This window comes from Ruegeria sp. AM9 (assembly GCF_056540565.1).
In genome coordinates this window covers 709,342-722,414 of sequence record NZ_JBQFWY010000001.1, presented here as the reverse complement: position 1 = coordinate 722,414, position 13,073 = coordinate 709,342, and the positions used below count along the sequence as shown (strand labels likewise).

At 60.5% G+C, this 13,073-nt stretch carries 17 protein-coding genes and 1 other RNA gene; 9 read left to right on the top strand and 9 right to left on the bottom strand.

What is annotated here, in order from left to right; translation table 11 throughout:
* Nucleotides 1-6 precede the first annotated feature (6 nt).
* From ACR0DO_RS03655 to ACR0DO_RS03645, 3 genes are all read right to left on the bottom strand, one after another.
* A complete protein-coding gene (locus ACR0DO_RS03655; RefSeq protein ID WP_421599237.1) occupies nt 7-1,197 on the bottom strand; it encodes a toxic anion resistance protein in 1,191 nt (396 codons plus the stop codon).
* Nucleotides 1,198-1,227: 30 nt separating this feature from the next.
* On the bottom strand, nt 1,228-2,142 hold the full coding sequence (locus ACR0DO_RS03650) for a 5-bromo-4-chloroindolyl phosphate hydrolysis family protein (RefSeq protein WP_480556772.1): 915 nt from the start codon (nt 2,140-2,142) through the stop codon (nt 1,228-1,230).
* Nucleotides 2,143-2,316: 174 nt separating this feature from the next.
* Nucleotides 2,317-3,126 (bottom strand): pseudouridine synthase, encoded by an 810-nt coding sequence (locus ACR0DO_RS03645; RefSeq protein ID WP_480556771.1) that lies wholly within the window; start codon nt 3,124-3,126, stop codon nt 2,317-2,319.
* Between the two features lie 61 nt (nt 3,127-3,187).
* Here ACR0DO_RS03645 and ACR0DO_RS03640 point away from each other — a divergent pair, with 61 nt between their 5' ends.
* A complete protein-coding gene (locus ACR0DO_RS03640) occupies nt 3,188-3,649 on the top strand; it encodes a nucleoside deaminase (protein WP_480556770.1) in 462 nt (153 codons plus the stop codon).
* Here the strand turns inward: ACR0DO_RS03640 and ACR0DO_RS03635 are convergent.
* Nucleotides 3,639-4,331 (bottom strand): metal-dependent hydrolase, encoded by a 693-nt coding sequence (locus ACR0DO_RS03635; RefSeq protein ID WP_480556769.1) that lies wholly within the window; start codon nt 4,329-4,331, stop codon nt 3,639-3,641. The genes ACR0DO_RS03640 and ACR0DO_RS03635 overlap by 11 nt on opposite strands.
* 60 nt (nt 4,332-4,391) lie before the next feature.
* On the opposite strand from ACR0DO_RS03635, the gene ACR0DO_RS03630 reads away from it, so the two are divergent.
* Nucleotides 4,392-5,048, top strand: coding sequence for a ceramidase domain-containing protein (locus ACR0DO_RS03630; RefSeq protein ID WP_480556768.1), 657 nt, complete (start codon nt 4,392-4,394; stop codon nt 5,046-5,048).
* Nucleotides 5,049-5,051: 3 nt separating this feature from the next.
* On the opposite strand, the gene ACR0DO_RS03625 is transcribed toward ACR0DO_RS03630, so the two are convergent.
* The gene (locus ACR0DO_RS03625) at nt 5,052-5,615 is read right to left on the bottom strand and encodes a DUF4202 domain-containing protein (protein WP_480556767.1); all 564 of its coding nucleotides are present in this window, start codon (nt 5,613-5,615) and stop codon (nt 5,052-5,054) included.
* A gap of 144 nt (nt 5,616-5,759) precedes the next feature.
* Nucleotides 5,760-5,918, bottom strand: a complete 159-nt coding sequence (locus ACR0DO_RS03620) for a hypothetical protein (protein WP_170441001.1) — start codon at nt 5,916-5,918, stop codon at nt 5,760-5,762.
* 228 nt (nt 5,919-6,146) lie between these two features.
* Here ACR0DO_RS03620 and gatC point away from each other — a divergent pair, with 228 nt between their 5' ends.
* From gatC to rnpB, 5 genes are all read left to right on the top strand, one after another.
* Nucleotides 6,147-6,434, top strand: coding sequence for an Asp-tRNA(Asn)/Glu-tRNA(Gln) amidotransferase subunit GatC (gene gatC, locus ACR0DO_RS03615; protein WP_170325838.1), 288 nt, complete (start codon nt 6,147-6,149; stop codon nt 6,432-6,434).
* A gap of 3 nt (nt 6,435-6,437) precedes the next feature.
* Nucleotides 6,438-7,925 carry an Asp-tRNA(Asn)/Glu-tRNA(Gln) amidotransferase subunit GatA gene (gene gatA, locus ACR0DO_RS03610; protein ID WP_480556766.1) on the top strand — a complete coding sequence of 496 codons (1,488 nt, stop codon included), beginning with the start codon at nt 6,438-6,440 and terminating at the stop codon, nt 7,923-7,925.
* A gap of 40 nt (nt 7,926-7,965) precedes the next feature.
* Nucleotides 7,966-8,679 (top strand): hypothetical protein, encoded by a 714-nt coding sequence (locus tag ACR0DO_RS03605; RefSeq protein ID WP_170670651.1) that lies wholly within the window; start codon nt 7,966-7,968, stop codon nt 8,677-8,679.
* Entirely contained in the window at nt 8,663-9,349 is a 687-nt protein-coding gene (locus ACR0DO_RS03600; RefSeq protein ID WP_480556765.1) for an N-acetylmuramoyl-L-alanine amidase, read from the top strand. Before ACR0DO_RS03605 ends, ACR0DO_RS03600 begins: the two co-directional genes overlap by 17 nt.
* A 123-nt stretch (nt 9,350-9,472) precedes the next feature.
* Nucleotides 9,473-9,870, top strand: an RNA gene (rnpB, locus tag ACR0DO_RS03595) — RNase P RNA component class A.
* Between the two features lie 9 nt (nt 9,871-9,879).
* Here the strand turns inward: rnpB and ACR0DO_RS03590 are convergent.
* Nucleotides 9,880-10,212 carry a GYD domain-containing protein gene (locus ACR0DO_RS03590; RefSeq protein ID WP_170441009.1) on the bottom strand — a complete coding sequence of 111 codons (333 nt, stop codon included), beginning with the start codon at nt 10,210-10,212 and terminating at the stop codon, nt 9,880-9,882.
* 646 nt (nt 10,213-10,858) lie between these two features.
* On the opposite strand from ACR0DO_RS03590, the gene rpmG reads away from it, so the two are divergent.
* A complete protein-coding gene (rpmG, locus tag ACR0DO_RS03585; RefSeq protein ID WP_005630270.1) occupies nt 10,859-11,026 on the top strand; it encodes a 50S ribosomal protein L33 in 168 nt (55 codons plus the stop codon).
* Between the two features lie 230 nt (nt 11,027-11,256).
* Nucleotides 11,257-11,739, top strand: coding sequence for a hypothetical protein (locus ACR0DO_RS03580; protein WP_170670655.1), 483 nt, complete (start codon nt 11,257-11,259; stop codon nt 11,737-11,739).
* A gap of 147 nt (nt 11,740-11,886) precedes the next feature.
* Here ACR0DO_RS03580 and ACR0DO_RS03575 read toward each other — a convergent pair whose 3' ends face one another.
* Together ACR0DO_RS03575 and ACR0DO_RS03570 are read right to left on the bottom strand one after the other, a co-directional pair.
* A complete protein-coding gene (locus ACR0DO_RS03575) occupies nt 11,887-12,624 on the bottom strand; it encodes a Bax inhibitor-1/YccA family protein (protein WP_170441013.1) in 738 nt (245 codons plus the stop codon).
* Nucleotides 12,625-12,807: 183 nt separating this feature from the next.
* Nucleotides 12,808-13,017, bottom strand: a complete 210-nt coding sequence (locus ACR0DO_RS03570; RefSeq protein WP_170441015.1) for a YjiS-like domain-containing protein — start codon at nt 13,015-13,017, stop codon at nt 12,808-12,810.
* Between the last annotated feature and the right edge of the window lie 56 nt (nt 13,018-13,073).

Genomic DNA, 13,073 nt, shown 5'->3' with positions numbered 1-13,073 from the left:
CCGCCGTCAGCCCGGAACCGCCGTTCCGGCAGTGTCGCCGATCCCGTCCTGACGCGCCTTTGCCGAGGCCAGCGTGTCGCGCAACTCGGCCTCCATCTTCTGCAGTTCCTGTTCGGCAGCGGCGCGCTTGGCCTTGCCTTCGTCCGCGATGGCAAGGCTTTCATTGATTGTACCGATCAGGTCGGCGTTGGCCTGTTTGACCGCTTCGATATCGAACACGCCGCGCTCCATCTCCTCGCGGATCATCTTGTTGGACTCGCGCAAATTGGCGGCGTTCGAGGTCAGCAATTCGTTGGTCAGGTCATTGGCATCGCGCACGGCGGCGGCGGCCTCGGCGCTGCGCTGGATGGTGACAGCTTGCGCCAGCTGGGTTTCCCACAGCGGCACGGTGTTCACCAGCGTCGAGTTTATCTTGGTTACCAGAGACTTGTCATTCTCCTGCACCAGACGGATCGAGGGCAGCGATTGCATCGTCACCTGACGGGTTAGTTTCAGGTCATGGACCCGACGTTCCAGATCGTCGCGCGCGGCGCGCATGTCGCGCAGCTCCTGCGCTTTCATGACCTGCTGGTCTTCGGGCGCGGCCTGAACTTCGGCCTCTTTTTCAGGGATGTCGTGGCTGTCCAGCTCGGTCAGCTTTTCCTCACCCGCCGCGATGTAAAGCGCCAGTTCGTCATAGAACCCAAGCGTCTTTTCATAGAGCAGGTCCAGCGACTTGATGTCTTTCAACAGCGTGTGTTCATGGCCCAGTAGGTCGTCGGTGATACGGTCGATCTGGCCCTGAACGTTTTCGTACTGCGCGGTGAACTTGGCGAAAGGCGCTGCGCGGCCAAGTAGTTTTTCCCACCAGCTGCGCTCGCGGCGCACGTCCAATTCGCTGACCGAGAAACCACGGATTGTGGTCACGATGTTGCGCAGGCTGTCCCCGGCGGGGCCGACATCCTTATTGCGCACATCGGCCAGCATCGCCTGGCTGATTTCCTGCAGTTCCGCCTGAGCGGATGAGCCGAAGGACACAATCGAGTTGGTGTTGTCCATGTCGATCTCATCCATCCGCTTGCGGATTTCGGCGCTGACGGGTTCGTCGGCCTCCTCCAGCGAAACAACTTCGGCCACGGGCTCGGGCAGGGCCACAGCAGTGACTTCCTGAACCAGTGTTTCGGCCTCGACCGCCTTGTTCTTGATCGCATCGGACATGGGGTAATCCTTTCTCAAATAACTGTCCGGTCAGTCCAACCGGACGCCTTCGCGTTGCAGACGTTCGCGCAACACGTCAATTTCAACCGTCAGATCACTGCGGTCATCCAAAAGCATCTTGCGGGTGCGGGCCGCGAAATTCTGTTCCAGATCGTCCAGCAGGGCGGTGTAGTCGGCCAGCGCCTGCGCGTCGCGTGTGCGGGCAAAGACGTCGGCGAACTTCACTGTCGCGTCGCGCGCACCCTGCAGGTAAACGGTCAGGTATTTGCGGGCGCCTGCCAGATCGCGCGGGTCTTCCTCGACCGTGCGGAACAGATCGCGGGCGGTGTCCTGAAACCGTTCGACCCGCGCTTCGACCCGGCGGTCACCGGCGCGTTTGATGGCATCGGTCATCTCGGACAGATGGGTTTCGGCGTCCTCGACCACTCGGGCCACGCGGTCCTGCTGAAAGGTGTCGATCCCCTCCGTGCCCTTGTCTTTCATCGGGTCCAGTCCGAAGGACACCGAATGCAGCACCGTGGCCACCGCGCCAAACAGGATCGGAGCCACCAGACTGGCCTGCGCAGCGGTCTCGGCGTCCAGATACTCGGACCGATACGCTGCCAGAGCAGTACCCAGGCCGGTCAGTACACTTGCGAAAATCTTGCGGGGAAAGGCCGGGCGGCGGGCGGTGCGGCGCGCGTTAAAGGCGGCCTCGGCGCGCAAGCCCTCGCGCAGAAGAAAGGCGGCACCGGTCAGAAGGCCTGCTGCGATCAGCCCGATCGTCATCCCGACCGCGCCGTCGTTCAGCGACAGAAACACCAGTGGTATGGCGGGCAAGAACAGAATATTTACCCGTGCGCCTGCCGGTTCGACCCTTGCGCCGTGGAATTGCCCGCGCGGCGGTTTGTCGTCGTCGGACCCACCGCCTTGAGGGCTGAATTTTCCGCCATACCGCTGTGACATGCGCTAAAGGCCCCCCAGTACGCCGGTGCAGACACCGAACAACAGCACCAACAAGGCCGCATAGGCCAGTTTTTGCACTCCGGTCCCTGACATGACGCCCCCCATAAGCAACGCTCACGGAAAATTTAGGCGATACGAGGGCTTGGCGCTAGGGGGAAGGTTGGCAAACCCGCGTCACTTGCGAGTTTTCTTGCCGATTGGCGCCCGTTTTCGTTGCGGTCGTGCGGGGCGTTTCGGCTTGGCTTCAGGTTCCGCATCCAGCCCCAGCTGATCGCGCATCACGCGGCGGCGGATTTCCTCGACCTCGCCTTGTTTCAGGCTGCCCAGTTGGAACGGGCCATAGGACACACGCAGCAGGCGGTTCACGGCATAGCCGATATCTTCCATCGCGCGGCGAATTTCGCGGTTCTTGCCTTCGCGAAGGCCGATGGTCAGCCAGGCATTCGCGCCCTGTTGGCGGTCCAGCGAGACGTCCATAGGCAAAAACCGCTCGCCATCGACCACAAGGCCCTTGCGCAGAGGGGCAAAATCCTCGTCCTTGGGCCGCCCGTTCACACGCACGCGGTATTTCCGCAACCATCCGGTCGAGGGCAATTCGAGCTTGCGCTTGATGCCGCCATCATTGGTCAGCAGCAGCAACCCTTCGGAATTGAGGTCGAGCCGACCAACGCTCATGACGCGGGGCATGTCTTCGGGCAGATTGTCGAAGATGGTCGCGCGGCCCTTTTCGTCGCGCGTCGTCGTCACCAGACCGGGCGGCTTGTGATACAGCCACAGGCGCGAGGGTTCGGGTTCGGACACCGGCTTGCCGTCAACGGTGATCTTGTCTTTGCCGGTGACGTTCAGGGCAGGGCTATCGATGGTCTTGCCATTCACGGTCACACGACCGGCTTCGATCATGCGTTCCGCTTCACGGCGCGAGGCAACACCTGCGCGGGCAAGCACTTTGGCGATCCGGTCGCCGGGAGGAGGGGTTTTGGTCATCCGCAGCCCATAGCGCATCCCGCCCGCTTGCGAAAGACAGGTTTCTGATGCAGTCAGAGGCATGGAGTTCAGATCGCATATGGACAAGGCGCTGGTTGAAGCGCGCGCAGCGGCAGATCGCGGAGAGGTTCCGGTGGGCGCCGTCATCGTCGCGCCTGACGGTCGCGTTGTGGCCACAGCTGGAAACCGGACGCGTGAGTTGAACGACCCCACCGCCCATGCCGAGATTCTGGCCCTGCGCGCCGCCTGCGCCGAGGCCGGGTCTGAACGGTTGCCTGACCATGACCTCTATGTGACGCTGGAACCCTGCGCAATGTGTGCGGCGGCATTGGCCGCGGCGCGTATCCGGCGCATTTATTATGGCGCCGCCGATCCGAAATCCGGCGGCGTGGCCCATGGCGCGCGGGTGTTCACCCATAAACAGGCACACCATGTCCCCGAGATCTATGACGGCATCGCAGGACAGGAGGCCGCCGACCTGCTGAAAGCCTTCTTTGCCGCGCGGCGTGATCCTAGAGAGTGATCGGTTTCATCAATTCGGGCTCGATCACATCCACACCCGGTAGCCCGTCGATCAACGCCTGAGCGGACTGTTCCAGAATCGGGAAGGTCTTGTAGTGGCAGGGAATCACGGTTTTGAAGTTGAAGTACCGCTTGGCCGCATAGGCCGTCGCTTTCATGTCCATAGTGAAATGGCCACCCGCTGACAGAATGCCGATATCGGGTTTGTAATAGTCTCCCATCCAGTCCATATCGGCCATGATGTCTGTGTCGCCCGAGACATAGAGCATATGCCCCTCGGACGCGATCATGAAACCAACCTCGCTGCCGCCCGTGCGCAGGCCATCAGGGGTTGAGAAGGTTGAGCTGTGCGAGGCGGGCACCATCGACACCATCACCCCGTTCAGGTTCACCGTGCCACCCTTATTGAAGCCGATGGTTTCGATGCTTTCCGCCTCGGCCCAATACCCCATCAGATCGTATTGGCCGACCACGGGCACTTTCAGGTGCTTGGCCAGCGAAACAACATCAGCCACATGGTCGAAATGCGTGTGGGTCAGCAGAATATGCGTCGCCCCGTCCAGCGCAGTGTGGTGATGATGGTCCTCCAGCACCGGGTTGCCGGTCAGCCAGGGGTCGATCAGCAGAACCTGCCCTTCGGTTTCGATGCGGAAACTGCCGTGCCCCAGCCAAATGATGTTCATGAAAACGTCCTCCCAAAACAAGCTCTTGGCATCAACCTAGCATCGGTTATGTAAAAGTTCATGGACTGGTTTCAGGAAATTGACGGCTATTGCGAGCGCCTGTCGCCCGCCTATTGGGCCGAGCCGATCAACGCCGTGACAAACGCGGCGTTTCTGATCGCGGCTTTTGTCATGTGGCGGCGTGTGCGCGGGCAGGGGGTACCTCTGGCAATTGGCCTGGTGATCATCCTCGCGGTGATCGGAGTGGGCAGTTACCTGTTCCATACCCATGCGCAGGTCTGGGCCGCGATGGCCGATGTCGCGCCGATTCTGCTGTATATTCTGGTCTATATCTTCGCCATCAATCGGGATGTCTGGCACATGCGGCCAGGCTATGCCCTGATCGTCACCCTTCTGTTCGTGCCCTATGCCGCAGCCACTGTCCCTCTGTTCCAGTTCATTCCGGGTCTGGGCGGATCGGCTGGCTACGCTCCGGTGCCGCTGCTGATTCTGATCTACGCGTTTCTGCTGCGCAAACGTGTGCCGGACACGGCCCGTGGTCTTGCGATCGGGGCGGCCATCCTGATCGCCTCGATCACCTTTCGCGCTTTGGACGAACCCCTTTGCGCCCAGCTTCCGCTGGGCACGCATTTCATGTGGCATATCCTGAACGCCACCATGCTGGGCTGGATGATCGAGGTCTATCGCAGGCACATGACCCGCGCGTCTCAGCCCTGAAACTCAGGTTTGAAACGCAGAGGCCAGGTGTTCGGGCAGGTCGAATTCGGACAGGACCCGCGCCCGGCCCTCGGCTGACATCTTGCGGGCTGTCTTTTCAACGATGCTCTGGATCTTCTCGGCTGAGTGCTTCTCGGCGAAGGGGGCAAAATACCATTTCAGGAACACGAAGCAGATCACATCTTCCAATGCCTGAACGTCGTCATCCCGCTTGATGCCCTGTTTGCGCAGCATCCGCCCGGCGGCTTCGATCTCATCCGCGCCGTAACCGGCCTGTTCCATCATCGCCATGACAACCTCGGCGTGATGGACGCCCTGCGCCTTGCGCCAGGCCAGATATCCGGCGCGGCCCTCGGGGTATTCGCTGCGTGCCAGTTTCCAGCGCTCGACATGCTGACCCCGAGCCGCAATTTGCAGCACATCTGAGGCGTCCGGGAAAAGCCGGTCCAGCTCAGCGCTCATGCGCTGGCCGTACAGCAGCTCGACCGGCTGGCCGTCATCAAGGTTGGGGTCTTGGGTATTGGCCGCATCAATTGCGTCCAGAACTGCTTGTTTGCGCGCGCTCATCTACTGCTCCGTTGGCTTACCGGCCCCGATGCTTGGTCCGGCGGATCACTTTGATCACCCTAGCGGTTGGACGCAATAAGCGCAGCAGTCAATTGCAGTTTTTCCGGGCCGGGCGTCGGATACCCGACCCGGAGAGGGGGGATGTCATTTGCCCAGCTTGGTCTGATCCTGCGTGACGGGCTGCGAGACGGTTTCCGGGAAGGTCAGGTCGCGCGTCAGGGTGTTCATGGTGGGGCCAAAGGCCTGCGCCTGTGCTGCAAGAACAGTGGTCGCCAATACGAATGCGGTCATGAACGTTTTCATTGTCTTTCTCCGGTTAGTGGCTGTGCCATACATCATGAAATGAACCGTTTAGTACAGTTTTTCAATGCCGAAAATGAACTATTCGGTTTACTTTTGCGTATAGGGGATATGCAAAATTGAATGGCAGTTGCCATGCGCAGGCCGAAACGCGGCTGATCGACCCCTCGGCGGTCTTGCGACCCGGCCCCCAGACAGGTAAATGCCCCCTAACGCATATGAGGTTTTCCGATGTCGATTGACCAAAGCACCGCCGCCAAGGTGGCCAAACTGGCCCGGATCAAGGTCGAGGATGACGCGCTGCCCGCGCTGGCGTCCGAGTTCAACACCATCCTTGGGTTCATCGAGCAACTGAACGAAGTGGATGTCGAAGGCGTCGAGCCGATGGTTTCGGTTGAGCCTATGCGCCTGAAACGCCGTGAGGATGTGGTCACCGACGGCAACCAGCAGGACAAGGTTCTGGCCAACGCCCCCGACGCGCGCGAGGGCTTTTTCGCAGTCCCCAAAGTGGTGGAGTAAGACATGAGCGATCTGAACAAACTGGGCCTGGCCGAGGCCCGCGACGCGCTGCGCAAGGGTGACGTGACCTCGGTCGAGCTGACCGAATCCTGCCTGAAGGCCATCGATGACGCCGATGCGCTGAACGCTTTTGTCCACAAAACGCCCGAGATCGCGCTGGAACGCGCCAAGGCTGCGGATGAGCGGATCAAGGGTGGCGACGCGCCTGCCATGTGTGGTCTGCCGATCGGCATCAAGGATCTGTTCTGCACCAAGGGCGTGCCGTCGCAGGCTGCCTCGAAGATTCTGGAAGGCTTCAAGCCGGAATACGAATCCACCGTGTCGCAGCAACTGGCCGATGCGGGCGCAGTTATGCTGGGCAAGCTGAACATGGACGAATTCGCCATGGGCTCGTCCAACGAAACCTCTGTCTATGGCAACGCGGTCAGCCCGTGGCGCCGAGGCAACGATGATGCGCAGTTGACCCCGGGCGGCTCGTCGGGTGGTTCAGCCTCGGCTGTGGCCGCTGACCTGTGTCTGGCCGCAACCGGTACTGACACCGGCGGCTCGATCCGCCAGCCTGCCGCCTTCACCGGCATCACCGGCATCAAGCCGACCTATGGCCGCTGCTCGCGCTGGGGCATCGTCGCCTTTGCCTCCTCGCTGGATCAGGCCGGACCGATGACCAAGAACGTGCGCGACGCGGCGATCATGCTGGAAACCATGTGCGGTCACGACCCCAAGGATTCGACCAGCGCCGAACTGGCCGTGCCGAATTTCGAAGCGATGCTGACTGGCGACATCAAGGGCAAGAAGATCGGTATCCCCAAGGAATACCGCATGGACGGTATGCCGGGTGAGATCGAAAAGCTCTGGGCCGATGGTGCCGAGATGCTGAAAGCCGCAGGTGCCGAGATCGTCGATATCTCGCTGCCGCACACCAAATACGCGCTGCCTGCGTATTACGTGATTGCCCCGGCCGAGGCGTCCTCGAACCTCGCCCGCTATGACGGTGTCCGCTATGGCCGCCGCGCCACGCTGGCGCAGGGGGACGGCATCACCGAGATGTACGAGAAAACCCGCGCCGAGGGCTTCGGTCACGAGGTGCAGCGCCGTGTCATGATCGGCACCTATGTGCTGTCTGCTGGCTTCTACGACGCCTATTACAACCGCGCACGCCGCGTCCGCACGCTGATCAAGAAAGACTTCGAGGATGTCTTCGCCGCAGGCATTGACGCGATTCTGACCCCGGCCACACCGTCGGCGTCCTTTGGTCTGGGCGAGATGGCCGAGGCTGATCCGGTTCAGATGTACCTCAACGACGTCTTCACCGTGACGGTAAACCTTGCCGGCCTGCCGGGTGTTTCGGTGCCTGCCGGTCTGGACAAGCAGGGCCTGCCGCTTGGTCTGCAGCTGATTGGACGTCCGTGGGAAGAGGGCGATCTGCTCAACACGGCCTACGCGCTTGAGAACGCGGCCGGGTTTGTGGCCAAGCCGGGTAAATGGTGGTAAGCCTCGGGTCAGGCAAGACAATACAAGACGGAGCAGCTGGATGCGCTTTACGCTTCTGATCCCCGCAATCGGGTTGGTGGCCGCCTGTGATACGGTGGCACCAGTGGGTGGCCCTGATTTCAACACGCCCACCTACCAGGCGCAGCGCGAGGCGCAGTTGGCAGGGCAGGGATACACCGGAAATCCTCTGCTTGGCCCCGCCGAGGTGACCGAGCAACAATTGGGCGCGCCCGGCGCTGACGCTCCTCTGCCAACCGGCGAAAACGCTGACCTTGCCTCGGCAACCGCAGCTGCCTTGGCCAGCACGTCGGGGCAACCCACATATGTACCGCCCGCGTCACCGGTCGAAGATCCCATCAACAACGGGATCTCGGACGAACAGGACTTCGACGCGGTTTCGGATCGCCGAACCATCGAATCCGATGCAGCGCGGATCGAACAGAACCGTCAGACCTATGAGGTTGTTGCACCAACAGCCGTTCCGGCCCGTGGTTCGGACGGCCAACCCAATATTGTGCAATATGCGCTGAACACCTCGAACCCGGTGGGAACCCAGCTCTACAGCCGTGCCGGGTTCAACCTGCAGGCCAAGGCACAGCGCAACTGCGCCCGCTACCCGTCGGCCGATCAGGCGCAGATCGATTTCCTGTCCAACGGCGGACCGCAGAAGGATCGCAAAGGCCTGGACCCTGATGGCGACGGTTTCGCCTGCGGTTGGGACCCAAGCACGTTCCGCAGTGCCGTCAACAACTGAACCACAGACACCCATCTGGCACCCGTCCCCGAATTTTGGTGAGCGCAGGGACGGGCTGACTCCGTCTTTGGTGGTCTTCCACTATACCGCGATGGACAGCGCGCAGGCGGCGCTGGATCGCTTGTGCAATCCCGAACATGAGGTCTCGGCCCACTACCTGATCGGCAGGGATGGCACGCTTTGGCAGATGGTACACGAGGAACACCGCGCCTGGCATGCAGGCGCAGGCGAATGGCACGGCCAGAGCGACATCAACTCCCGCTCCATTGGGATTGAGCTGGACAATCCCGGTACGCACCCTTTCTCAGAACCTCAGATGGCGTTGCTCGAACGGCTGCTGCGTCAGATCATGACGCGCTGGGCCATAAAGCCAAGCGGTGTGATCGGGCATTCCGACATGGCGCCCGGTCGCAAATACGATCCCGGCCCCCGTTTTGATTGGCTTCGGTTAGAGCGAAACGGATTGGCCGCCCGACGCGGAATTGACGACGGCCCGCAAGACGCGTCGACTGACCTGTTCCGAACCGTGGCATGCGCGGCAGGGTTCAGCGCTGATGTGGACGATGACACCTTGCTGGCGGCTGTTCGCCTTCGGTATCGTCCCTGGGGCAAAGGACCGCTACAGCCTGCTGATTTCACTCCACTTGGTCATTCTGCCCTCTGGACCTGATCCGCAGCTTCATCTGTCCAAAAATATCCCGGGGTTGAATTGGCCGCAGGCCAAGAAGGGGCTGGCCCCTTCACACCCTTACCACTTGACGCCACCCAACCCAAAGCATACCCACCGCACTGCGCGGAGGACCGGATGGCCGCTGGGGTGCAAGCCCGAGAGGAAAGTCCGGACTCCACAAGACAACGGTGCCGGGTAACGCCCGGGCGGGGCAACCCGACGGAAAGCGCCACAGAAATCAGACCGCCCGCGACTTCGGTCAACGGTAAGGGTGAAACGGTGGGGTAAGAGCCCACCGCGCCGCTGGCAACAGCGGCGGCACGGCAAGCCCCACCGGGAGCAATGCCAAATAGGGTCCCCGCGCGGACAGGTCGGCGTCAGCCGATACCACCGCTAAGCGCGTCTTGGCCGAGAGGGACCGGGTTGGCAGCTTGAGCCGCGCAGCAATGCACGGCCTAGAGGAATGGTCATCGAAGGGGGCAACCCTGGAACAAGATCCGGCTTACAGGCCCTCCGCGCGTTTTTTCCGATCACTTGCCCGGTGGCGCATAGGCGCCGGTCAGTTTCGCGGCTTTCTTGGTGACCGAGACAAAATCCTTCGCCTTCCAGGCGCGTACCGTATGAACTTTTGACACCGCGCCTGATGCCGCAACCGCCATTCCAACTGCTACGGCATCTGTGCCGTCCGGTGCTTCGCTGATGACCACCACGTCATTTTCGCCCGTCGTCATATAGAAACCCAAAAGCTTGCCGCCGACCTTTTTCAGCAAAGCCCTGACAGGTGCCGTACGGTCCACAGGCTTTTTCAGCATCCCCTTGACTCCATCCTGTGAATAGGACGCGTAGGTAATGAAAATAGGCATGTCTAACTCCTGTAAAAGTTGATGCAGGACCTTTAATCAGGCTGGTCCTTTAGCCCTCTTGCAAGTATCAGCCGGCCGCGATCTGCTGCGGTCGCGATCAGTCAAGCGTCCGTGGCGTCAGATGCCGATCCGGTACCGGAAGCACGCCATGCTGTCTGGGGGTAAAGGACGGGCTGGCGGTTCTGCCGCCCTTTTCCGCGCGATAGCCTTCAAACGTGTTTGGCAGGAGAAAAGATGTTCGGTGGGCTGCCACGGAAGCGATAGTCGGGACCGGGCACGCTCTGCATGTTCCTCCCGGTTCCAATTCCAACCCATCGGGGAAACCGAAGACATGCCACCTCGCCATCTCGTCGATGCCTTCACCTGTCATGCCCCCCAAGTGATCATAAAAAACTCTGCTGGCAGAGCGTCTCGCCTGGACCTGGCGCCTCGGGGTCCGAGCCTGTTATCGGCTTCTTTTGTCGGGTGTAATCGCGCGACCATATCACAGAACCGTGAACCAACCAAACCATGGCGGGCACCGACCTCATGATTTGTGAGCTTTACGGACGGATTCCGGTTGACTCAGCCGCGCGACCGGGTAAAAGCGCACGCTCATAGGAATTCAACCGAAAGGCCCCTGCCTTTTCGGACGCAGGAGATAACCATGGCGAAGCCGACGACAATCAAGATCCGTCTGAACTCGACCGCGGGCACGGGCCACTTCTATGTGACCAAGAAAAACGCACGCACCATGACCGAGAAAATGACCGTTCGTAAATACGATCCGGTCGCTCGGAAACATGTCGAGTACAAGGAAGGCAAGATCAAGTAATCTGCCGTCCAGCTTGGACAGTTTCAAAGGGTTCTGCCACGGCAGAGCCCTTTTTCTTTGCGGGTCATTCCGGGGGCAGGGCTTCATGGCCCCTCGCGCCGTTGCAACGAAGCATCAGCGGGCAGGGCAATCGGGTCCGCAGTGGGTTGCTTTTTGCCGGGGCTTGCCTCTACGCTTCAACAAATCGTTCCAAAATGTTGGCCGTCATGAAAAAAATCTTGTTATCCACAATGACTGTGCTGGCCCTTGCGGCCTGCGAAGACCCCTATAACCGCGAAGGCGTCGGGTTCACGGGGATCGATGGTGAGCCCCGCTCGATCTCGGATGTGCCGGGTGCGGCTGCCTTCCTGCCGCCTGCGACGAATGTACCGGCTGAACTGGCTGTGCTGCCCGCTGTTCCCGTGGTGACCGACCAAACCGAAGCAGAGAAAGTCGCGCGTGTCGCAATCGACAACGGTGGACGCAGCGACACCGACTCGGTGGTTCTGACCGGGTCCGACACCAACCTGTTCCTGAGCACGGTCAACGTGAATGGTACTCTGTACGGTGTGCTGCGCACCGCGAACAACAGCACCCGCGTTGATAACAAGGTCGGTGCAACGTTTGGCCGTGATGCCGAGCAGTTCACCGGCTGCCTGCCAGCGGGTGAAGTGTATCGTAAGGGCTCTTCCGAGCGTAGTTCGGGTTTTGCCGTGGCGCTGAACTGTAGCTAAAACCGCTTCACGCGAATTCTGAAACAGCCTCTGCCGAAGTCGGCAGAGGCTTTTCTTTTGCGCCGCCCGTTCGTTGAGAAACACACGCGCAAAGAAAAGGGGCGGAGCCTTTCGGACCCGCCCCAGACGTAAAAGTTCTGAGCGCTGTTATTCGCGGTTACCCAGCAGCTGCAGCAGGAACATGAACATGTTGATGAAGTCCAGATACAGGCTCAGCGCACCCATGATTGCCGCTTTTCCAAGCCATTCCTGGTCGCCGGCATGGGCCATCTGCAGGTAGGTTGTCTTGATGTTCTGCGTGTCATATGCGGTCAGGCCGGCAAAGATCAGAACGCCAATGAACGGAATCACAGCACCCAAGCCCGGAATCGGCCAGATCATCTGGATGATGGACGCCACGATCAGGCCGATCACACCCATGATCAGGAACGAGCCCCAACCGGAAATGTCTTTCTTTGTGGTGTAGCCCCACAGTGAAAGCCCGGCAAAGGCGATCGCAGTTACCAGAAAGACCTGAGCGATGGAAAAGCCGGTAAAGGCGGCAAAAATCCAGCTGATCGAAAGTCCCATGACTGCGGCAAAGCCGTAGAAAAAGGTCTGAGCCCCCGCAGCGGACAGCCGGTTGATCATGCCGCTAAACAGAAACACCATTCCCAGCGGCGCGAACATCACGATCCAGCCGAGGATGTTCGGGCTCAATGTAACCGGGTCACGGAACACCGACAGCAACTGCGGGTTCGAGCCGACGGCCCATGCCACTGCAAATGTAATCAGCATGCCTACGGACATCGTGCCGTAGACTTTGTTCATGTGGGCGCGCAGGCCCTCGTCAATCTGGGCAGCGCGCGCGCCGGCCGCCGTCCGGATCGTGTCAAATTGTGCCATTAAAGGGTCTCCCTTCACATCATTCTTGTCGTGGTCCGAAAAGCGGACCCCGTTCCTCGCAAATATCGGCAACTGCGGGTCACGTTTCAAGGGTTTAGAGGCGGAATCCGGCTAAAACACGAAACAAAAATGGCGACCTGCGGGTACGGGTCGCCATTCATTGCGAAAAGATGAGTGTCGGAGTCATTTTTGCCAGAATTCCGGCGCATCCCAGATTGGGCGGGCCGCCTCGGCCTCGGCCTGTTCACGCGTGATCCCGATATCTTCCAAAGCCCGGGCGTCCAGCCTTGCCAGGGTGCATCGCTGGCGGCGCAGGGAAAGCGCATCCCACAGCAGGGTCAGGCCAAAGCGGCGGCGGGGCGGGCAGTGTCTGTTAATCGCAAGTTGGGTCATAATTATTGTCCTTTCCGTGATCCTCGATGAGTTTCTGTGGTCTCATCAAGTTCCTT